This is a genomic window from Nonomuraea sp. JJY05 (assembly GCF_043496855.1).
In the GTDB taxonomy this organism is placed as follows: domain Bacteria; phylum Actinomycetota; class Actinomycetes; order Streptosporangiales; family Streptosporangiaceae; genus Nonomuraea.
The window spans coordinates 154,205-174,905 of record NZ_JBIEIS010000016.1 but is presented as its reverse complement, the minus strand read 5'-3'; the positions used below and the strand labels follow the sequence as shown (position 1 = coordinate 174,905).

The 20,701-nt window shown below is 72.2% G+C and carries 20 protein-coding genes; 15 read left to right on the top strand and 5 right to left on the bottom strand.

Annotated features, from left to right (window positions below):
* Nucleotides 1-123: 123 nt before the first annotated feature.
* Both ACFKCF_RS26300 and ACFKCF_RS26295 read right to left on the bottom strand, forming a co-directional pair.
* On the bottom strand, nt 124-1,266 hold the full coding sequence (locus tag ACFKCF_RS26300; RefSeq protein WP_394497551.1) for an ImmA/IrrE family metallo-endopeptidase: 1,143 nt from the start codon (nt 1,264-1,266) through the stop codon (nt 124-126).
* Entirely contained in the window at nt 1,259-2,020 is a 762-nt protein-coding gene (locus tag ACFKCF_RS26295; protein WP_394497549.1) for a hypothetical protein, read from the bottom strand. Before ACFKCF_RS26295 ends, ACFKCF_RS26300 begins: the two co-directional genes overlap by 8 nt.
* Before the next feature lie 177 nt (nt 2,021-2,197).
* Between ACFKCF_RS26295 and ACFKCF_RS26290 the strand changes: the two genes are divergently transcribed.
* The gene (locus tag ACFKCF_RS26290) at nt 2,198-3,007 is read left to right on the top strand and encodes a hydroxypyruvate isomerase family protein (protein WP_394497644.1); all 810 of its coding nucleotides are present in this window, start codon (nt 2,198-2,200) and stop codon (nt 3,005-3,007) included.
* Nucleotides 3,008-3,027: 20 nt separating this feature from the next.
* Nucleotides 3,028-3,903 (top strand): 2-hydroxy-3-oxopropionate reductase, encoded by an 876-nt coding sequence (locus ACFKCF_RS26285; protein ID WP_394497547.1) that lies wholly within the window; start codon nt 3,028-3,030, stop codon nt 3,901-3,903.
* A gap of 157 nt (nt 3,904-4,060) precedes the next feature.
* On the opposite strand, the gene ACFKCF_RS26280 is transcribed toward ACFKCF_RS26285, so the two are convergent.
* Nucleotides 4,061-4,198 carry a hypothetical protein gene (locus tag ACFKCF_RS26280; protein WP_394497546.1) on the bottom strand — a complete coding sequence of 46 codons (138 nt, stop codon included), beginning with the start codon at nt 4,196-4,198 and terminating at the stop codon, nt 4,061-4,063.
* Nucleotides 4,199-4,281: 83 nt separating this feature from the next.
* Nucleotides 4,282-6,288, bottom strand: a complete 2,007-nt coding sequence (locus tag ACFKCF_RS26275; protein ID WP_394497544.1) for a CehA/McbA family metallohydrolase — start codon at nt 6,286-6,288, stop codon at nt 4,282-4,284.
* 69 nt (nt 6,289-6,357) lie between these two features.
* On the opposite strand from ACFKCF_RS26275, the gene ACFKCF_RS26270 reads away from it, so the two are divergent.
* Nucleotides 6,358-7,047 (top strand): rhodanese-like domain-containing protein, encoded by a 690-nt coding sequence (locus ACFKCF_RS26270; protein WP_394497543.1) that lies wholly within the window; start codon nt 6,358-6,360, stop codon nt 7,045-7,047.
* A 6-nt stretch (nt 7,048-7,053) separates the two neighbouring features.
* Here the strand turns inward: ACFKCF_RS26270 and ACFKCF_RS26265 are convergent, their stop codons facing one another.
* Complete coding sequence (locus ACFKCF_RS26265; RefSeq protein ID WP_394497541.1) at nt 7,054-7,338, bottom strand: Fe-S cluster assembly protein HesB; 285 nt, start codon at nt 7,336-7,338, stop codon at nt 7,054-7,056.
* Between the two features lie 94 nt (nt 7,339-7,432).
* Between ACFKCF_RS26265 and ACFKCF_RS26260 the strand changes: the two genes are divergently transcribed.
* The 12 genes from ACFKCF_RS26260 (at nt 7,433) to ACFKCF_RS26205 (ending at nt 20,681) form a co-directional block, all read left to right on the top strand.
* On the top strand, nt 7,433-8,086 hold the full coding sequence (locus ACFKCF_RS26260) for an endonuclease (protein WP_394497540.1): 654 nt from the start codon (nt 7,433-7,435) through the stop codon (nt 8,084-8,086).
* A 46-nt stretch (nt 8,087-8,132) separates the two neighbouring features.
* Entirely contained in the window at nt 8,133-8,906 is a 774-nt protein-coding gene (locus tag ACFKCF_RS26255; RefSeq protein ID WP_394497539.1) for an enoyl-CoA hydratase/isomerase family protein, read from the top strand.
* A gap of 69 nt (nt 8,907-8,975) precedes the next feature.
* Nucleotides 8,976-9,344 carry a hypothetical protein gene (locus ACFKCF_RS26250; protein WP_394497537.1) on the top strand — a complete coding sequence of 123 codons (369 nt, stop codon included), beginning with the start codon at nt 8,976-8,978 and terminating at the stop codon, nt 9,342-9,344.
* Nucleotides 9,335-10,540, top strand: a complete 1,206-nt coding sequence (locus tag ACFKCF_RS26245) for a DUF6395 domain-containing protein (RefSeq protein WP_394497535.1) — start codon at nt 9,335-9,337, stop codon at nt 10,538-10,540. Before ACFKCF_RS26250 ends, ACFKCF_RS26245 begins: the two co-directional genes overlap by 10 nt.
* A gap of 16 nt (nt 10,541-10,556) precedes the next feature.
* A complete protein-coding gene (locus ACFKCF_RS26240) occupies nt 10,557-11,399 on the top strand; it encodes a M55 family metallopeptidase (RefSeq protein ID WP_394497534.1) in 843 nt (280 codons plus the stop codon).
* A 52-nt stretch (nt 11,400-11,451) separates the two neighbouring features.
* Nucleotides 11,452-13,002: a flavin monoamine oxidase family protein gene (locus ACFKCF_RS26235; RefSeq protein ID WP_394497532.1), complete on the top strand. Its 1,551-nt coding sequence runs from the start codon at nt 11,452-11,454 to the stop codon at nt 13,000-13,002.
* A 75-nt stretch (nt 13,003-13,077) separates the two neighbouring features.
* On the top strand, nt 13,078-13,590 hold the full coding sequence (locus ACFKCF_RS26230) for a YbaK/EbsC family protein (RefSeq protein WP_394497530.1): 513 nt from the start codon (nt 13,078-13,080) through the stop codon (nt 13,588-13,590).
* 131 nt (nt 13,591-13,721) lie between these two features.
* Nucleotides 13,722-15,677, top strand: coding sequence for a protein kinase (locus ACFKCF_RS26225; RefSeq protein ID WP_394497528.1), 1,956 nt, complete (start codon nt 13,722-13,724; stop codon nt 15,675-15,677).
* Between the two features lie 16 nt (nt 15,678-15,693).
* On the top strand, nt 15,694-17,493 hold the full coding sequence (locus ACFKCF_RS26220) for a serine/threonine-protein kinase (RefSeq protein WP_394497526.1): 1,800 nt from the start codon (nt 15,694-15,696) through the stop codon (nt 17,491-17,493).
* A 35-nt stretch (nt 17,494-17,528) separates the two neighbouring features.
* A complete protein-coding gene (locus tag ACFKCF_RS26215) occupies nt 17,529-18,734 on the top strand; it encodes a serine/threonine-protein kinase (RefSeq protein WP_394497525.1) in 1,206 nt (401 codons plus the stop codon).
* Between the two features lie 194 nt (nt 18,735-18,928).
* Nucleotides 18,929-19,708: an electron transfer flavoprotein subunit beta/FixA family protein gene (locus tag ACFKCF_RS26210; protein WP_394497523.1), complete on the top strand. Its 780-nt coding sequence runs from the start codon at nt 18,929-18,931 to the stop codon at nt 19,706-19,708.
* A 19-nt stretch (nt 19,709-19,727) separates the two neighbouring features.
* Nucleotides 19,728-20,681 (top strand): electron transfer flavoprotein subunit alpha/FixB family protein, encoded by a 954-nt coding sequence (locus tag ACFKCF_RS26205; RefSeq protein WP_394497522.1) that lies wholly within the window; start codon nt 19,728-19,730, stop codon nt 20,679-20,681.
* Nucleotides 20,682-20,701: the final 20 nt, after the last annotated feature.

Sequence of the window (20,701 nt, the reverse complement as noted above, 5' to 3'; positions counted from 1 at the left end):
GGCGAGCTCCTTGGCCGTGAGCGCGCCGGTGTCGGTGGAGGTCGGCCTGGACAGGCGACGCGCGAGGTCCTGTCCCCGGGCACGGTCGCGGAGCTGGACGCCGTCGGCGCGGGACCAGCGGGACTAAAGGACGAGCTTGAGTGAGGGCCGCTGGTCGGGCAGGCCGATCAGCTCGCGTACGCGGCTGATGGGCCAGGCCAGCTCCCGGGCGAGGGTGGCGGCGGTCAGGTCGCTCTCGCGGGTGGCCAGGTCGAAGGCGTGGGCGAGCAGGACCGGCTGCTCGCCGGGGTAGCCGGAGACGGGCTCGTTGGTGAAGCCCGGCTGGTCGCGCAGGGCGGCCAGCCGCTGGTAGGCGCGGCCGGCGGCTGAGTCGGAGATCAGCCCGGTCTCGCGGCACCGGTAGAGCAGCGAGTCGACCGACACCCCCCACGTCCGCCGCAGGTCGGCGAGCTTGCGCAGGTCGGCCCGCTGCGGCAGCTGCGGCAGGATGCTGTCGCGCGGCGTGAGGAACTCGGCGGCGAACGCGTCGGCCTCGCGCTCCTGATGGCTGTCGCCCGCCGCGGTGTCGCCGTGCAGGACGAGGTGGCCCAGCTCGTGGGCGGCGGTGAAGCGGTGGCGGTAGATGTCGTCGAACCGGTTGGGGGTCAGCACGACGATCGGCCGCGGCAGGCTGGAGGTGGAGAACGCGTCGACGGTGACCGCGTCGGGGTCGTGGCGGGGGAAGGCGACGACGATGCCGTGGGACTCCATGTGGCGTACGAGGTGGCTGACCGGACCGGTGCCGAGCCCCCAGTGGGCCCGCAGCGCGCGGGCCGCGCCCGCCGGGTCGCGCGGCAGCGACGAGTGCATCTCGCCGCCCGCGAACCCGGGCAGGTCGACGGCCGGCAGCTGGACCCGCTTCTCCAGCGCGTACGTCAGCTCCCACACCTGCTCGACGAAGGCCACGGCCTTGGCCCGCTGGTAGGCGCGGGTGGAGCGCAGGCTGCGGAAGTGGGCCATGGAGCCGTCGAGCTTGCCGTGCGGCCGCCCGGGCAGGAAGAACGCCATCGGCACGGCCAGCACCTCGGCCAGCAGCGGGACCAGGTCGGGGCGCGGGCGGGTGACGCCCGCCTCATATTGCCCGACCGCGGCGGGGGAGACGCCGAGGAGCTCGGCCACCTCCTTCTTGGTGAGCGCGGCCAGATGGCGGGCCTGGGTGAGGCGGGTGGCGTCGAACGCGTCGGCGACGGCCTGCGGGGTCGGCGTGCCGGTCTTGAACTCACTCACCGCCGGCGGCTTCTGCCCTGGTGATCGGTACGGCCTCGCTGACGGGCGCCACGAGCCGCCCGGCCCCGGTGCGGGGGTTGAGCGACGGGGTGGGCAGGGCGCCCTGGTCGAACGCGGCCGGCTGCGCCCCGGCCTGCCCGGCCGCCGTCGCGTCCTGATCCAGGGGGATCGGCTCGCACACGTGCCAGCGCAGGCTGCCGGTGCGGTCGAGCAGCTCGGCCTCGCCCCACCAGGCGTCGAGCAGCCCCGCGTGCGCGTTGCAGGCGTAGGCGATCAGCACCAGGCTCGTCTCGTCGGGCAGGTCGGACAGCGCCTCGGCCACCGGCACCGCGTGCGGCGCGAGGTCGTGCAGCGCGAGCTGCCGCATCCGCGGCTCGGGCCCGAACCGGTTGAACAGCGCCTGCACCAGCGCCGACGGCCGGCCCTCGCCGATGCGCGCGCTCATCACGCTGATCGAGCGGTCCTTGGCGTAGCGGAACGGGAACAGCAGCTTTCCGTCGAGCACCACCAGCTCGTGGGGGGACCCGGCGGGCTTGATGATGCGCACGTCGCCCATGTCCTCGAACGCCTCGGCCAGCGCCTCGAACTTGCGCGACATGAGCGTGAACCCGAACGGATGCGTGTGCTCGGTCTGCGCGGCCGTCTGGGCGTCGCGGGCGTTGTCGAGCGCGATCGACAGCGCCTCGGCGACCGCCTGTCTGATCGCCGGCACCCGCTGCCCGAACGTGTCACGGGCCCACTGCGACTCCAGCATGCGCCGACCTCCGAACGCTTTGCCCGGCGGCGACCGGGGACCGGAGCCGCTTCAGTTTCCAACATCATAGACCCGCCACGACTTCACGAAGCCACTCCGCCGACACGCGCGTGTCGCCCCGCCTTTGTGACTCCTGCGCACTTGCGTGACAATGTTCCGAGTCTGACGGGAAGAGGCCTGCGCGTGACCAAGTGGACCGTGAACTGCTCGATCCTCTACACGGAGCTGCCCCTGCTCGAACGCCCGGCCGCGGCGGCCGCCGACGGATTCACCGCGGTGGAGTTCTGGTGGCCGTGGCCGGTGGCCGTCCCCGCGGACCGGGACGTGGACGCGTTCGTCCGCGCCGTGGAGGACGCCGGGGTGCGGCTGACCGGGCTCAACTTCTTCGCCGGGGACATGCCGGGCGGCGACCGCGGGCTGGTGTCCTGGCCGGGGCGTTCGCGGGAGCTGCTGGACAACGTCCCCGTGGTGGCGGCCATCGGGGAGCGGCTCGGCTGCCGGGCGTTCAACGCGCTCTACGGCAACCGGGTGGACGGGGTCGCGGCGCAGGAGCAGGACGAGCTGGCGGTCGAGATGCTGGCGGCCTGCGCCCGGGGCGTGCGCGGGACCGTGCTGCTGGAGCCGGTCAGCGGCGCGCCGCGCTATCCCCTGCTGACGGCGGACGACGCCGTGGCCGTGCTCGACCGGCTGGGCGACGTGCCCGGCGTGGGGCTGCTCGCCGACTTCTACCACCTGGCGACCAACGGCGACGACGTGTCCGCCGCCATCGAGCGGTACGGCCCGCGCGTCGCCCACGTACAGATCGCCGACGCCCCGGGAAGGGGCGCGCCCGGCGAGGGCGCGCTGCCGCTCCAGCAGTGGATCGACGACGTGTACGCCGCCGGATATGACGGATATATCGGCCTTGAATACCGTTCCGAGGGCCCGGACCGCTTCGCCTGGCTCCCGCGCGACCGACGCGCGGCCCCCGGAGCCTCGGGGCGCTGAAACGGAACGGGAGGACCAACGTGACCACCATCGCCTTCATCGGCCTCGGCATCATGGGCAGCCCCATGGCGATCCACCTGGTCGAGGCCGGGCACACGGTGACCGGCTACAACCGTTCGCCGGAGAAGGCCAGGGCCCTCGCCGAGGCCGGCGGCCGGGTGGCGGAGTCGATCGCCGACGCCGTGTCGGGAGCCGAGGCGGTCGCCCTCATGGTGCCCGACTCGCCCGACGTCCAGGACGTGCTGACCGGCGAGGACGGCGTGTTCGCGCACGCCGCCCCCGGCACGCTGGTCATCGACTTCTCCTCGATCCGCCCCGACGTCACCCGCGAGCTGGCGGCCGAGGCCGCCGGCCGCGGCCTGCGCTATCTGGACGCCCCCGTCTCGGGCGGTGAGGCGGGCGCGAAGAACGCGGCCCTGTCGATCATGGTGGGCGGCGCGGGCGACGCCTTCGAGGCCGCCCGGCCGATCTTCGACGTCGTCGGCAAGACGGTGGTCCACGTCGGGCCGAGCGGCGCGGGCCAGACGGTCAAGGCCGCCAACCAGCTCGTCGTCGCCGCCAACATCGAGGCGCTGGCCGAGGCGGTGGTGTTCCTGCGCGCGTACGGGGTGGACCTGGAGGCGGCGCTGGAGGTGCTCGGCGGCGGCCTGGCCGGGTCGGCGGTGCTGGCGCAGAAGCGCGCCAACATGCTGAACCACTCCTTCGAGCCCGGCTTCCGCATCGCCCTGCACCACAAGGACATGGGCATCGTCACGTCGGCGGCCCGCGAGGCAGGCGTCGTGCTGCCGCTCGGCGCGCTGGTCGCCCAGCTGGTGGCCGCCGCGAACGCCTCCGGGGACGGCGCGCTCGACCACTCCGCGCTGCTGCGCGTCGTCGAACGCCTGTCGGGGGAGTGAGCTTCAGCCCGAGTGGGCGGTGACGGCCGGGGCGGGCCGGGGCAGGAGGCGGTCGCGGAGCGCGGTCCCCGCGATCCTCGGCGCCGCCTTCAGCGGCCCGGTCGCGCTGCGCGTGGGCGAATGCCTCCCTGGCCGCCCTGCCGGACCCGCGGGCGTCCTACACGGTGATGGTGTACGTGCTGGGCGCGATCGCGCTGGAGGCGGCGGAGGTGCACGGGCCGGTCCCGCCGGAGGAGGAGCGGATCGCCGCCCGCCGCGCCGCGCTCTCGATCGACCCCGAGGCCTTCCCGCGCACGCACGCCGCGACCGACGCGATCGCGGCGTACGTGTCGACGGACCGTTCCGCTGGGGCCTCGAACGCGTCCTCGCGGGTCTCGCCTAGGGGAGCCGCCCGCGGTAGACGGCCCTGGCGCGCTCGTACAGCTCGAGGTGATCGTCCAGCTGGGTAGGCGTCTCGAACGTGCCGTGGCGCCGCAGCAGGACCTCCAGCCGGTCCAGCCACGCCAGGCACCAGCGCACGTCCGCCTCCCTGGCCACGTGTCCGCCCGCGACGTCCACGTACACCGGGCTGGTGTGCGCGTACGCCCCCGACCGGTGCACGGTGCGCGGGTGGGGCCCGCCCGAGGCCACCGCGACCACGTACGTCGGCTCGCCCGCCGTCATCGAGGCGACCAGCCGCCCGGGCGGCCCCTGCGCCAGGACGCCCTCGGCGGTGCGGATCTCCAGTGACTCGACCTCGGGCCCGATCGAGGAGACCACGATCTCCACCCGCTGCCCGGGCGCCAGCGCCAGCGTGTCGCCCGGCCCGTGCCCGTTCACGGTCAGCTCCAGCCACGGCCCGGTGGTGGCGAACGTGCGGCCGAGCAGGATCGCCTCGGCGTAGGCCTCGGCGGTGAGCGGGCCCGCGACGTTCGCGTAGACCCGCTCCCACCCCGGCGGGCTGGACGCGGTGCCGCGGCGGCAGAAGGACAGCACGGCGTCGGTGCCCGCGGTGACCGTGAGCCTGTTGCCCGCGCCGATCAAACGGCGGTAGACGGCGGCGGTGCCGGCGATCGAGGAGTGGTTGAGCACGTCGAGCGTGTCGATCAGGCCGAGTGCGGCGTCGGCGACGATCTCCCTGGCCGAGCAGTCGCGCCCTTGGTCGAGCACCACGTCGGGCGGGTCGTCGTCGGAGAACGCCGTGTGGAACGGGTGCCCGTACCCCGTCACCCCGCCGAGCCCGCGCAGCTCCTCCAGCGCGACCGCGTTGGGCGGCCAGTCGACCGTGCCCTCGAACCCCGTGTGGTAGCGCCGCGGCGGCTCCCGCAGGCCGAACGCGGTCAGGTGGCCGACGACGTCGTTGCGGTACTCGACGCCGAGCCTGGCCAGGTGCCGGTCGTCGGACCAGGGCAGGTCCTTGCCCACCCAGTGCTCCAGCGCCTCGACGTCGTAGACGCGCCCGCTCGCGACGTTGCCCGCCACGAGGTTGAGCACGTGCAGGTCCTCGCCGTGCTGCGCCGCCGCGGCCAGCTCGGGCGCGGCGGGCTCCTCGCCCATCCAGTTGAGGTGCACGTGCAGGTCGCCGCCGTACCAGCCGCGGGCCGCCGCGTCGTACAGGCGCTCGGGGGCCAGCTCCACCAGCGTCTCCGCGCCCGCCTCGGGGGTGATCACGACCTCGTTCGCGGTGTACTCCATGCCCCTGGCCACCGCCACGGTGACGGGCTCGGCGGGCACCGCGATCACGAGGTCGTCGCCGTGGAAGAACGGCCTGCGGTGGACGTCCACCTTGGGCGGGGCGCCCTCGGGGTACCAGCCCTGCCCGTCGGCGCCCGTCACGCTCCACCGGCACGGGAACCCCGCCCGCACCCTGATCGTGGCCGCCTCCGCCCGCCTGCGCAGCGGCGACAGGTCCACGGGCGCACCGGCCACGCTGACGTCCCGCTCCAGGCCGGCCACCCGGGCGCCATGGGGAGGCACCTCGTACGGCGTGCCGTCCACGACGACGGTGACCGGCTCGTCCACGCCGGAGTCGAGGAGCAACGACGTACGGAAGGGCCGCTCGTCCAGCACCACCCGGGTGACGGCCTCCAGGGCGAACCCCTCGGGAGTCAGTCGCAGCGCGGCCAGGTTGTCCAGCACGTCGCCCGCCAGCGCGTCCCGCACCGCCCGCTCCGGGTCCACCTCGTCGAGATGGTCCTCGATCTCCTCCGGGGGGTAGCGCCCGGCGAGCTGCCGCAGCGCCGCTTCCCAGTAGTTGTAGCGGCGGTCGAGGAAGACGGTGGCCCAGGCCTGGACGACGTACGGGATGGGCGGCTCGCCCCAGCAGGGGCCGTGCGCATCACGCAGCTCGCGATAGTCGGCGAGCGCGCGGGCCACGGACGCGGGCAGCAGCGGATCGTCACACATCGGGCACTCCCTGAAGCAGGACGCCTCGTCATCGTGACACGAATCGCCGTCTGAGGGCAGGGGGATGCCATGACGAACATCATCGATCGCGAAGCCGTGCGGGACCTGGTCGCCAACCGGCGGGCCCAGCTCGTGGAGGTGCTGCCGGAGAAGGAGTACGCGTGGGCGCACCTGCCCGAGGCCGTGCACCTGCCGCTCGCCGCCCTGCGCACGTCCGCCGGCGAGCTGGATCCGGGCCGGCCGGTCGTCGTCTACTGCCACGACTGGCTCTGCGACCTGAGCCCGCGGGCCGCCCACCGGCTCGAACACCTCGGGTTCGAGGACGTGTACGACTACCGGCAGGGCAAGATGGACTGGCTCTCCGCGGACCTGCCCTACGAGGGCACGGCCGCGCTGGTGTCGCGCAACCTGCGCCGCGACCCCGTACGGGCCGCCCTCGGCGACCCCCTGGACGAGATCACCGAGCGCATCATCGGCGACCCGGCCGGGCTGGCGGTCGTCGTGGACGACGACGACGTGGTCCAGGGCGTCATCGGCTCGCGCGAGCTCAAGGGCGCCGACCTGAACGGCGCCGCCGAGCGCGCCATGCGGGTCGGCGTCACCACGGTACGGCCGAGCGAGGAGCTCGAACCGCTGGTCCAGCGCATGGACCGGGCCAAGGTGGACCACGTCGTCGTCACCCGGGTGGACGGGACGCTGGTGGGCCTGTTCGGGCTGGGCGACGTGCGCCCGCCCGAGACCGGGCCCGATTTCGGCTAGGACCTGTCAGGCCCTCCGATCCAGCCGGAACGTCGGCTGCCCCGGCACGCCCGGCTGCGCGTCGAGCGCCTTGTCGTCGAGGATCTCGACCACGTCCTCGGCGACGAAGACGCGGACGTTCTCCTTCTCGACGACCTGGTCACCCGCCTCCGGCGTACTCGTCAGCGAGAGCTCCAGCGTTCCCGCCTCGTCGGGCTTCGGGGAGATGCGCAGGCCCGCGTCGGCGGGCACGTCCTCTCCGACCATCAGATCGCGGATCGCCTCGACGGCGTTGTCTGTCAAGGTCAGCACGGCTAGCTCCTTCGCAGTCGCCAACCCTCCGCCTCCCCAGCGACCTGCACCCCAAACCCGGCATGTCACGACACGCCGCGGGTAGCGGGCGGGCATGGGTAAGACCGAGAAAGCCGTCGTGGACGTGCTGCTCGACCGGTACGGCCGGACGTTCGCCCGGGAGGCCGGCATCAAACTCGCCGACCAGCCCAAGCCCTTGTACCAGCTCCTGGTCCTGGCCACGCTGCTCAGCGCGCGCATCTCGGCCGAGGTCGCCGTCGCGGCCGCCAGGGAGCTGTTCGAGGCCGGGTACGGCACGCCGAAGGCCATGCGGGAGGCGAGCTGGCAGGACCGGGTGGACGCGCTGGACCGCGGCCACTACGTCCGCTACGACGAGCGCACCTCGACGATGCTGGGCAAGGGCGCCGAACTGCTCCTCGACCGCTGGAAGGGCGATCTGCGCCGCCTGCGCGAGGAGGCCGGCGGCGACGACCGCGAGATCGCGGCGCTGCTGACGGAGTTCCCGGGCATCGGCCCGACGGGGGCCGACATCTTCCTGCGCGAGGTCCAGGCCGTGTGGCCCCAGGTCGCGCCGCACCTGGACCAGCGGGTGCTGGAGGGCGCGGGCAAGCTCGGGCTGCCGCGCCAGGCGCGCCCGCTGGCCGAGCTGGCCCACTCCAACGACGAGCTGGCCCGGCTCTCGGCGGCGCTCGTCCGCGCCTCCCGGAGCAGGAAGACGGTCGACGAGGTGATCTCCGCCGCGCGCTGACCGCGGCTGCCATGGACGTACGCGATCACTCTGTTAGGTTCGGCTCATGGGTGAGTTTGTGAGCGTCGAGGTGGCCGACCAGATCGCCACGATCCGTCTTGACCGTCCGAAGATGAACGCCCTCAACATGCAGGTCCAGCGGGAGATCGTCGAGGCGGCCCGCGAGGTGGACGCCGACCCGCAGGTGCAGGCCGTGATCGTCTACGGCGGTGAGAAGGTCTTCGCCGCGGGTGTGGACATCAAGGAAATGGCCGACATGTCCTATGCCGACATGGCCGCCCACTCCCGTACGCTCCAGGCCTGCTTCACCGAGGTCGCGCGGATCGGCAAGCCGGTCATCGCCGCCGTCACCGGCTACGCGCTGGGCGGCGGCTGCGAGCTCGCCCTGTGCGCCGACTTCCGGGTCGCGGGGGAGTCGGCCAAGCTGGGCCAGCCGGAGATCCTGCTCGGCCTCATCCCCGGCGCGGGCGGCACCCAGCGCCTGCCCCGCCTGATCGGCCCGGCGCGGGCCAAGGACCTGATCTTCACGGGCCGCCACGTGCCCGCCGCCGAGGCCCTCGACCTGGGGCTGGTGGACCGGGTGGTGCCCGACGAGCAGGTCTACACGGCCGCCCTGGAGTGGGCCGCCACGTTCGTCGGCGGACCCTCGGTCGCGCTCCGCGCCGCCAAGCAGGCGGTCGATCAGGGCCTGGACGCCGACCTCGACACGGGGCTCGAGATCGAGCGCCTGCAGTTCTCCGGACTGTTCGCCACGGACGACGCCAAGATCGGGATGCGGGCGTTCTCGGAGAGGGCCAAGCCCAAGTTCACCGGCCGCTGAAAAGGGAAAGTCTACCCATTCGAACGGCTCGTCCTATCGGGCTCGGGTTTGCCAGTATGGTGGCGTTTCATGATGCGCGTCCTGGTCCCTGCGCGGCTCCGGAAGGCCGTGCGTACGTGGTTCGACTCCCGCTACATCTCCATTTCCGACCACCGTCAGGACATCAGGGACGCGCTCTGGGAGGTCCAGACGCTCCGGCGGGAGATGGCCACCCTCCAGAGCGAGGTGGAGCGGCTCAGGAACGCCCGCCCGCAGGCGACCGGCGCCGGGATCGGCAAGGCCGACAAGGCGAAGCTGGACGACACCCACCGGCTCGCCCAGGAGACGGCCAAGGCGCTGGACGGCGTGCTCCAGAACGAGGTCCTGGTCTGGCAGGCCATCGACGACCTCCGCGCCGGCCGCGCCTCCGGGCAACCGGGGGAGCAGCCGTGCGCGTGACCTGGACAGGCACGAGCCTGACCTTCCGCCTCGACGCGGAGGACGAGATCACGGGCAAGGCCTCCGACGAGCACCCCATCAAGCTGGCCATCAACTCCTGCTCCATCGGGGGCGTCCCCGACGACGCCCACCCGGACCTCTTCGCCGTCGCCGCCTGGACGGTCGTGGCGCCGTGGACCAGGAGGCGCATCTCCTTCGACCGCGCCATCTCGGCGGATCTCGCCGACGCCCTGCACTCCGGATGGGGCGTCGAGGCCGGGCCGGTGGGGGCCGAACCCCGCCGTCCCGGGGCCCGGCTCGCGATCTCGTACAGCGGCGGCGCGGACTCCGTGGCGGCGGCCACCGTCTACCCGCAGGCGCCGTTCGTGCACTTCCGGCGGGTGCCGCACCCGCGCGTGCCCAACCGCTGGTCCCACTACCGGTCGGACGTCCTGGCCAAGCTCGCCGCCAAGACCGGGCGCGAGCTGAGCACGGTCACCTCCGACCTGGAGTTCACCCTGGCCGAGCCGCGCCCCGGCTACCCGGAGCACCACGCGGTCGCGGCCGGCGCGCTGCTGCTCGCCGACCAGCTCGACCTCGGCGGGCTGGGCTTCGGCTACGAGCTCGGCTCGCGCTGGCTCGGCGGGGGCCGCTACCTGTGGCGCTACACGCCCGACAACCCCATGTGGTCGCCGCACGGCAGGTGGGGCCGGCTGTTCGCGGCCGCCGGCGTGCACATCGTGCTCCCCGTCGGCGGGGTGAGCGAGGCGACCACGATGCGCCTGGCCCTGGGGTCCGACCTCAAGGACTACGTGCGCTGGTGCCTGCGCGGCACCGACGGCCCGTGCCGTACCTGCGGGAAGTGCCTCTACAAGGAGCTCATCCAGGCGGCCGTCGAGCGCCGCCCCCTCGACACCCCCCTCACCGCCGACCGCCCCGTCGCGCAGAAGTACCTCAAGAAGCCGCCGTACGGGGGGCAGGAGATGATCCAGTACGGGTTCGCCCGCGTCCCCGGCATCGAGAACACGCTCTTCGCCAAGGCGCTCGACTACTTCGACGTCTCGGAGGAGTCGACGGCCTGGCTGGACCACTGCTACCCGCGGGCCCTGGCCGAGATCCCGGACCAGTGGCGCGAGGAGGCCACGGCGTTCGTCGAGAAGCACGTGGGTCTCATGACGGAGGACGAGGTCCGCCGGGTGGAGACATGGGGCGCCTGATGAGGAGTGGGAACGCGTGAAGGTTTATCTGTCCGTCGACATGGAGGGCGTGACGGGGCTGACCGACCCCGAGGAGATGCACGCCGGCAAGCGTGGGTACGAGCGCGGCTGCGAGCTGATGACGGCCGACGCGAACGCCGCCATCGAGGGGGCGTTCGACGCCGGGGCGGCCGGCGTGCTGGTCAACGACGCCCACGGCTCCACCAAGAACCTCCGGATCGACCTGCTCGACCCGCGTGCCAGCCTCATCCGCGGCCCGGGCAAGGCGCAGCGGATGGCCCAGGGGCTCGACGGCTCGTTCCAGGCGGCGTGCTTCGTCGGCTACCACGCCCGCGCGGGCGTGCCGCACGGCGTGCTCAACCACACCTGGATGGGCAAGGAGATCCAGAACGTCTACCTGAACGGCGAGCTGTGCGGCGAGACCCGGCTCGTGGCGGCGTGCGCCGGGTTCCACGGGGTGCCGGTCGTGCTGGTGGCCGGGGACGAGGCCGTCGGGGAAGAGGCGCGCGAGCTGCTCGGCGACGTCGAGACGGTCGCGGTGAAGAAGGGGATCGACAAGTTCTCGGCCGAGTTGCTGCCGCCGAGCGTCGCCCAGGCCAGGATCCGTGAGGCGACGGCTCGTGCGCTCAACCGGTTGAGCGACTTCACGCCTTATGCGGTGGCCGCGCCGTACACGCTCGGGGTGGAGTGGAACTCCACCGCCATCGCGGCGGCCGTGGCCCTGATCCCGGGCGTGAAGTCGGTGGGGTCGCGGCACATCGAGTTCACGACGGACGACTTCACGCAGGTCATGGCCCTGTTCGGCATCTTCGCCACCATCGGCGGCCAGATCGCCTGCGGCAGCGGCCCGTACGGCTGACCTCGGGTTCACGGCGCGGAGCGGATTTTCTGGAGCAGGGAGGAAGGGCGGCGTGGAGGGTGCGGCGCTGACCCGGCGGGGGTTGCTCGTCGGGATCGGGGCGGTGGGCGGCGCGGGCGCCATGTACGCCGCCATGGGCGCCCTCGGCCTGGCGCCGTCCGAGCAGGACAAGCAGTTCGTCGCCCCCCGGCCGGGCGACTTCAGCCTGAGCGGCAAGGGGGCGGCGAAGGTCGTGATCCTCGGCGCCGGGGTGGCGGGGCTGACGGCCGCGTACGAGCTGGGCAAGGCCGGGTACGACTGCACGCTCCTCGAGGCCAGGGAGAAGGCGGGCGGGCGCAACCTCACGTTGCGCGGCGGCGACCGGCTGGCCGAGCTGAACGGCCCCGCCCAGGACGTGAAGTTCGGCGAGGGCGTCTACTTCAACGCGGGCCCCGGCCGGATCGCCCCCTGGATGGTGACCCTCGACTACTGCCGTGAGCTGGGCATCCCCATCGAGACCTTCGTCAACCACAACGCCGCCGCCTACGTGCACACCAACGGTCAGACGGTGCGGGCGCGCACCGCCCGAGCCGACATGTACGGATATGTCGCGGAATTACTGGCTAAAGCGACAAATGTCGGCGCGCTGGACAGGGTCGTCAGCAAGGCCGACCGGGAGAGCCTGCTCGATTTCCTCAGGAGGTTCGGCGACCTGGGCCCGAAGCACGAGTACGAGGGGTCCATGCGCCGTGGTTTCACGAAATATCCGGCGATCGACACCGGCGCCCCTCTCGACGCCCCGGGCACCCTCCACCAGGTCCTCGCCGCCGGCACCGGCCGGGCCATCACCAACGACTTCGGCTACGACCAGGCCACCCCCATGTTCCAGCCCGTCGGCGGCATGGACGCCATCGTCACCAAGCTGACGGAGGCCGTCGGCCGCGACCGGATCAGGACCGGCGCCAAGGTCACCAAGATCACCAGCCTGGAGGACGGCGTCGAGGTCGCCTGGGAGGGCGGCGGCCTCAAGGCCGACTACTGCATCGCCGCCCTGCCGCCCCACATCCTCGCCAAGATCCCGCACAACCTCGGCGCCCAGGTCACCACCGCGCTCAGCACCCCGATCCCGGTCGCCGCCGGCAAGATCGGCCTGGAGTACGGCCGGCGCTGGTGGGAGCTGGAGGACCGCATCTACGGCGGCGTGACCGAGACCGACCTGGACATCTCCCACATCTGGTACCCGTCCCACGGCTACCACTCCGAGCGCGGTCTCCTCGTCGGCTACTACAACACCGAGCGGAACGCCGAGCTGTACGCGGCCCTCACCCCCGAGGACAGAAGGCGCAGAGCGCTCACCCAGGGCAAGAAGATCCACGGCGGCAAATACCGCCAGAACGTCCTGTCCAGCGTCTCCATCGCCTGGGAGCGCCAGCAGCACATCCAGGGAGGCTGGGTGCGCTGGCCCGACTTTGATTCGTCCTTCACTTTTCTGCAACGCCCCGCCGGAAGGGTTTACTTCGCGGGCGACTGGCTCACCCACCTGATCGCATGGCAGGCGGGGGCCATGGAGTCCGCCCGCAGCGCCGTCACCCAGCTGCACAAGCGAGTGCTGCAGTCCGCGTGAGGCCGCACGCTACTCCCGCGGCCACCGTAGGCTCCTGGGAGAAGCGATCCGCGGAGCTGAGATCGAGGAGATGGGATGGCGTTGCACTGGGTGCCCGCCAACGAACGGACCGACCTGCTGGCCGACCCGGTCGTGCTCGCCGTGCCGGAGCTGGAGGGCGTCGAGGTGGCCGAGATCGACCCTGAGCTGGCCGACACGGCGGTGTTCTGCGAGCGGTACGGCGTGACGCTCGACGAGTCGGCCAACTGCGTGGTCGTCGCGGCCAAGCGCGGCGGCGAGACGCGCTACGTGGCCTGCATGGTGCTCGCGACGATGCGCGTGGACGTCAACGGAGTGGTCCGCCGCCACCTCGACGCCCGCAAGGCGAGCTTCGCGCCGATGGCCGACGCGGTCGAGCTGACCGGGATGGAATACGGCGGCATCACCCCGCTGGGCCTGCCCGCCGACTGGCCGATCCTGGTGGACACGCACGTCGCGGAGCACCCCAGAGTGGTGATCGGGAGCGGTGTGCGCAGATCGAAACTGGCCGTGTCCGGGGCCGCGCTGGCCGGGCTGAAGAGCGCCGAGGTGCTGCCGCTGGCCGGTTGAGGGAAACTGAAGCCGATTCGAGACCGTTGGATGGGAAACCGATGGCCCCTTTCTGGACGTTGTACGAGTGGGAATGTGGCCTCATGGTTCATCTCGTGGGCGGGGATTAAGCCGGTATGGTGCTTCATGCCATGAACGATGACCGACTAGGCCCTTACCGGCTGCTCAGGCGGCTCGGTGAAGGCGGGATGGGCGTTGTCCACCTCGCTGTCGACCCGCAGGGGCGGCAGGTGGCGGTCAAGGTCCTGCGCGGAGAGGTCGCCGGCGACGAGGTCGCCAGGCGGCGGCTTTCGCGCGAGGTCGAGACGATGCGGCGGGTGCGGAGCAAATACATCGCCGAGGTGCTCGACGCCGATGTCACCGGTCACCGCCCGTACATCGTCACCCAGTACGTCCCGGGCCGTCCCCTCGACGAGATCGTCAAGGACGACGGGCCCCTCGACCTGCCCTCGCTGGTCAAGATCGCGCACGGGGTGGCCGCCGCGCTGGCCTCCGTGCACTCGGTGGGCGTGATCCACCGCGACCTCAAGCCCGGAAACGTGCTGATCCTCGACGGCGAGCCGGTCCTGATCGACTTCGGCATCGCCCAGGCGGTCGACGCGACGCGGCTGACGCAGACCGGCATGTTCATCGGCACGCCCGGCTACCTCGCGCCCGAGATCATCGAGGGCCAGGAGGCGGGGCCCGAGGTCGACGTGCACGCGTGGGCGGGCACGCTGCTGTACGCCTCCACCGGCCTGCCGCCCTTCGGCAAGGGCACCCTGGAGATGATCTTCTACAACATCACCGCGGGCAAGGCCGACGTGAGCGCCGCCCCGGCGACGTTGCAGCCGCTGCTGAAGGCCGCGTTCCAGCGCAACCCGGCCAAGCGCCCCAAGGCGGCCGAGCTGGCCGAGCAGACCGCCCGGATGCTCCCGAAGGCGCCGAGCACCTCGCCCGACGAGATCTCGACCGTTCCGCGGCCGACCGAGCCCCCGCGCGTGCAGGACAAGCCGTCGTACGACATCTCCACGCCGCCGGTGACGCCCAAGAGCCTGCTGGAGTCCCAGGAGCAGGCCGCCCCGCCGCCCCAGGACCAGCAGTACGTCTCGCTCCTGCCCAACCAGCCGGACCCGTGGCCCACCCGCAGGGTGACGCCGGAGGAGCTGCGCCGCATCCAGCGCGAGAGCGGCCTGACCCCGCCGCCCTGGCAGCCGCAGCAGCCGGTCAACAACCACGGCCTCGTGGCCCAGCCGGGGGAGGGCGACGTGCCCACCCGACGGGTTCGCCCTGACTCGCCCGACTACGGCCGGATCCACACACCTGTCCCGAACGCCCCGGTCCCCAATGCCCAGGTGCCGAGCGCGGGTCCCGACGTGCCCGACTACGCCCGCCCGGCGCCGAGCCCGCTCCAGCCGCCCCCGTACATCCCGCCGCAGTACCCGCAGCACGACCCGAGCACCAAGCGGGAGCCCTACATCCCGTCGGTCGCGCCGGGCAAGATGCTGCAGCGGTCCCGGGCGTACGGCGTGGCCGGCGCGATGCTGCTGGTCCTGCTGATCGTGGCGGCCGTGATCGCGCCCGTGCTGGTCGCGGTCGTGGCGATCCCGGCCGCGGTCCTGCTGCGCGCGGCCGACCTGGCCCAGCCCCAGCTGACCGCCCGCAGGGCCGCGGGGGCCGCCGCGCTCGACGTGGTCAGGGTGTTCGCCTTCCCCCAGGCGCTGGCCAAATCGGTGGGCATCACGCTGGCGCTCGTGCTGTACGCGCTCATCCTGGGCCTGCCGGTGACGCTGCTGCTCACCGTGGTGGCCCGGATGGACCCGTCCAACGCCCTGGCCTGGGGCGCCGCGGTCGCGCTGTGGACCGTCTGCGCGGGCCCGGGAGTGGAGGGTCCTGGCAAACAAATGCGCAGAACGCTCTCATCGCTCGTACCCTCGAGGACAGCGGCGATGGTGATGGCGGGGGCCCTCGCGGCGGCCGCCGCGCTCTCGCTGATCCTCGCCGCGGGCACGTTCGGGGACAAGCCAAGGGGGGCCGTATGGACTCCGCTGAACGTCAATCCAGTGATCAGACAGCTAGATGGGCTAAGGGGGAATCCCGGGGGATGACGCGGGGAAGGTGGCGATGAGCACCCAAGCACCAGAACGCCTGGGCCCGTACCGGCTGGTCAGGAAGATCGGTGAAGGCGGCATGGGGGTCGTCCACCTCGGTCTCGACGGTGAGGGCCGCGAAGTCGCCATCAAGGTGCTCCACCCGCACGTGGCCGCCGACCTCAAGGCGCGTGACCGGCTGACCCGCGAGGTCGAGACCATGCGCCGGGTGCGCAGCCCGCACGTCGCCGAGGTGATCGACGCCGAGCTCGTGGGCGGCCAGCCGTACGTCGTGACCCGCTTCGCCCCCGGGCGCACGCTGGAGGACACCGTCCTGGGCGACGGTCCGCTGGAGGCGCGCGAGGTCATCAGGCTCACCCAGGGCCTCTGCCAGGCGCTGGTGGCCATCCACGCGGCCGACGTGATCCACCGCGACTTCAAGCCGTCCAACGTCATGCTGGTCAACGGCGAGCCGCTGGTCATCGACTTCGGCATCGCCCACCTGGTGAACGCGACCAGGCTGACGCAGACGGGCATGTTCGTGGGCACGCCGGGCTATCTGGCGCCCGAGATCATCCGCGACTCCGAGATCACCCAGGCGGCCGACGTGCACGCGCTGGCCTCGACGGTGTTCTTCGCCGCGACGGGGGCGCCGCCGTTCGGCACGGGAACGTTCGAGGCCGTCTGCTTCAACATCATGGAAGGGCGGGCGCAGATCGACAAGGCGCCCGCGTGGCTGCGCGGCTGGCTCAGCAGGGCGCTGCAGGTCGACCCCGCGTCCCGGCCCAGCGCGCACGAGTTGCTGCGGATGGCCAGGGCGCTCGACCCGGCCGTGACCACCTTCAACGAGACCTCCTTCGACGGGCCGACCGGCACCAAGCGCATGGGCGGCGGCACGCGGACCATGGACACGTTCTCCGACCTGCTGCCGCCGGTCGAGTACGGCAAGACCGCACCGCCCCCGCAGCGGGAGGAGCGGCCTTCTCGGGAGGGACGGCCGCCCACGCGCCGGGAGGAGCGGCCGCCGCCCTACGTGCCCGCGCCGGTCGCGGCCAGGCCGATGGCCCGCACCGACCAGCGGGTGGCGGGCTACCCGGCGCCGCCGCCCACCTCGCCGTCGCAGGTCAGGCCCTACACGCCGCCGCCTCAGTACACCCCGCCGTCCGAGCGGAAGAGATACCTGTTCGGCAGCCAGGTCGTGGGCCTGCTCCTGCTGGTCACGCTGGTGGCGCTGACCGTCATGATGCCGGTCATGGTCGGCGCGATCGCCGTCGCGCTCGCGCTGGTGCTGCGGCTCGGCGAATACCTCTTCGGTGACCTGGTCAAGCGGCGCCAGATGCGCGGCAGCAGCTCGGCCGATCCGCTGCTGGCGGTGGTCGGCACGCCCTGGGCGCTGGTCAAGTCGGCGCTCGTGACGGCCGTGCACGTGCCGCTGGCGCTGCTGTTCGGCCTGTGCGTCTGGGGGCTGCTCCACTGGGCGGGCGGGATGAGCGTCAACCAGGCGGCCTCGTTCGCGGCGGGCGCCTTCGCGGGCGGCCTGTTCGTGCTGCCGGGCGGCGGCGCGCCGCGCCAGGCCGTCACCCGCACGCTCACGAGCGTGCTGCGCAGCCCCGGCGCGGCGCTGGTCGCGGTCGTGCTGGTGGGCACGGCGGCGCTGTTCGCGGTGATGTTCGCGTTGGGACAGGACCCGTCGTGGTACCCGTGGCGGGCGCCGAAGTCGGTCATCGACGAGCTGGCCAACAACGCCCAGCAGAGCACGATCGGCCTGATCACCGGGCTGATCGACAGCCTGCTCAGCGACCTCGGGCTGGGGTTCCTGACTCCCTGGTCCTGAGTGTCCCCACGGGCTCTCGGGGGGAGAGATGAGGTATGAGCGAGCACCTCGGCCCATATGAGCTGCTTTCCAAGCTCGGGGCGGGCGGGTTCGGCGAGGTGCATCTCGCCCTCGACGCCGAGGGCCGGACGGTCGCGGTCAAGGTGCTCCACCCCCACGTCACCGCCGACGGCGGGGCGCTGGCCAGGCTGGCGCGCGAGGTGGAGACCATGCGCCGGGTCGGCGGGCCGCACGTGGCGGAGGTGCTCGACGCCTCGCTCGAGGGCGGCCGGCCCTACCTCGTGACCCGATACGTCCAGGGCCGCCCGCTCAGCGCCGTGCCCGTGCCCGTGGCCGACCTGCGCAGGCTGGCCTCCGGCCTGGCCGACGCGCTGCTCGCCATGCACGAGTCCGGCGTGGTGCACCGCGATCTCAAACCGGCCAACGTGATGATGGCCGACGGCGAGCCCGTCGTCATCGACTTCGGCATCGCCAGCGCGCTCGACTCGCTGTCGGTCACGGCCTCCGGCGCCGTGGTGGGCACGCCCGGCTATCTGGCCCCCGAGGTGCTGGAGGGCAAGAGCGCGGGCATGGAGGCCGACGTGTTCTCCTTCGGGGCGACGCTGGCGTACGCGGCGACCGGGCGGCAGCCGTACGGGCAGGGGCCCGCCTCGGCGGTGGCCTACCGGGTCGTGCACCATTCGCCCGACCTGGAGGGCGTCCCGGAGTGGCTGGCGTCGCTGTTACGCAAGTGCCTGTCCACCGACCTGGCCGCGCGGCCGACGGCCGCCCAGCTCTGCGCCAAGCTGGGGGTCGAGCCGCTCTCCCGCGTACGCCACGTCCAGCCCCGGGCGGTGAGCGCCGCCGACGACCTGACCACGAGGGAGTGGCGGCCGGGCAAGGAACGGCCGCGCAGGTCGGTGGAGGAGTCCAGGGCCAGGCATCGGGAGAAGGTGCGCAGGCGCTGGCTGATCGGCTCGGGACTGTTCGTGTCGCTGCTGGCCGCCGCCGCCCGGGAGCCGCTGCCCGAGGTGGCGTTGTTCCTGCTGGCGGCGTACGCGCTGGTCGTGGTGGCCGACGCCGGGGTGGCGCTGCTCTCGAAAGGCCTGTTCCGGCGCAGCCGCATGATCTCGGACCTGGTCAGCGTGGCGGGGGCCGTGGGACTGTGTTTCGGGCTGGCGGCGGTGTTCAGCACGTTCACGCTGGCGCTGTTCGCGGGTACGGCACTCGTGGTGGGGGTCGTGTTCCTGCTGTCGGCCTAGACCGAACAAAGTTCTGTATAGTGGGTAGCTGCGGGTTTGCAGTTAAGCTACCCATGGGTAACATAACTCGCGAAAGCTAGGGCAGACCCTCTGTCAGTGGCCCGGTGGGCACCTGGCAGTCTGGACAGCATTGCACTCGCGCCGGCCGCAACGAGGCGGTGGCGCACGCGAACACGGGAGGTCGGCCACCGGCCATGAACATCGTCGTCTGCGTGAAGCAGGTCCCCGACACTGCGACCGAGCGCAAGCTGCGGTCCGATGACAAGACGCTCGACCGCGACGCCGTCGACGGCGTGGTCAACGAGCTTGACGAGTACGCGGTCGAGGAGGCGCTGCGGCTCAAGGAGGCCCACGGTGGTGAGGTGACCGTGCTCACCATGGGTCCCGGCAAGGCCACCGAGACCATCCGCAAGGCGCTGGCCATGGGCGCCGACAAGGCCGTCCACCTCAGCGACGACGCGCTGCACGGCTCCGACGCGCTGTCCACCTCGTACGCGATGGCGCAGGTGCTCAAGAAGATCGGGTTCGACCTGGTCGTCCTGGGCTCCGAGTCCACCGACGCGCGCACCGGCGTGCTGGCCGCGATGCTGGCCGAGCGCCTCGGCACGCCGCAGCTCACGCTGGCCAACAAGGTCGACGTCGACGGCTCCTCGATCGCGATCCAGCGCATCACCGACTACGGCTTCGACAAGGTCGAGGCCACCCTGCCGGCCGTCGTCTCCGTGGTCGAGAAGATCAACGAGCCGCGCTACCCGTCGTTCAAGGGCATCATGGCCGCCAAGAAGAAGCCGGTCGAGACGCTGGCCATCGGCGACGCCTCCATCGACGCCGCCCAGGTGGGCCTGGCCGCCGCGTGGTCCTCGGTCGTCGACTTCGCCGCCGCCCCGCCGCGCGCGGCCGGCACGATCGTCAAGGACGAGGGCGACGGTGGCGCGAAGGCCGCCGACTTCCTCGCGTCCAAGAAGTTCATCTGAGAACGGGAGTTTTGCTGATATGTCGGAGATTCTCGTTCTCGTCGAACAGGTCGAAGGCGAGGTCAAGAAGGTCACGCTGGAGCTGCTGACCCTGGCCCGCTCGCTCGGCACCCCCTCCGCCGTCTGGGCGGGCCCCGGCCTCACGGCCGAGGCCAAGGCCAGGCTCGCCGAGTACGGCGCTGACAAGATCTACGTGGCTCCGTCGAGCGACATCGTCGACTACGTGGTCGCGCCCAAGGCCGAGCTGCTCGCCCAGCTCGTCGCCGCCACGTCCCCGGCCGCCGTGCTCGTCGCCGCCACCTCCGAGGGCAAGGAGGTCGCCGGGCGCCTGGCCGTCAAGACCGACTCCGGCGTCATCACCGACGCCGTGGGCCTGGGCGAGGGCTTCGTGGCCGACCAGTCCATCTTCGGCGGCGGCATCAACGTGCGGTCCGAGGTGAGCAAGGGCACGCCGATCGTCGCCGTACGCCCCAACTCGACCGCCCCCGAGGCCTCCCCCGCCGCCGGCGCCGAGGAGGAGGTGCCGGTCACCTTGTCCGACGCCGCCAAGGCGGCCCGCATCGTCGAGCGGGTAAAGCAGGAGAAGGGCGCCCGGCCGGAGCTGACGGAGGCCGCGATCGTGGTCTCGGGCGGGCGCGGCGTCGGCTCCGCCGACAACTTCTCGATCATCGAGGGCCTGGCCGACTCGCTCGGCGCCGCCGTCGGCGCCTCCCGCGCCGCCACGGACGCCGGCTGGTACCCGCACCAGTTCCAGGTGGGGCAGACGGGCAAGACGGTCTCGCCGCAGCTGTACATCGCGGCGGGCATCTCGGGCGCCATCCAGCACCGGGCCGGCATGCAGACGGCCAAGACGATCGTCGCGATCAACAAGGACCCGGAGGCCCCGATCTTCGAGCTGGCCGACTACGGCGTGGTGGGCGACCTCCACCAGGTCGTACCCCAGCTCACCGAAGAGATCAACAAGCGCAAGTAGCCGCAGGGGAGCATGGCCTT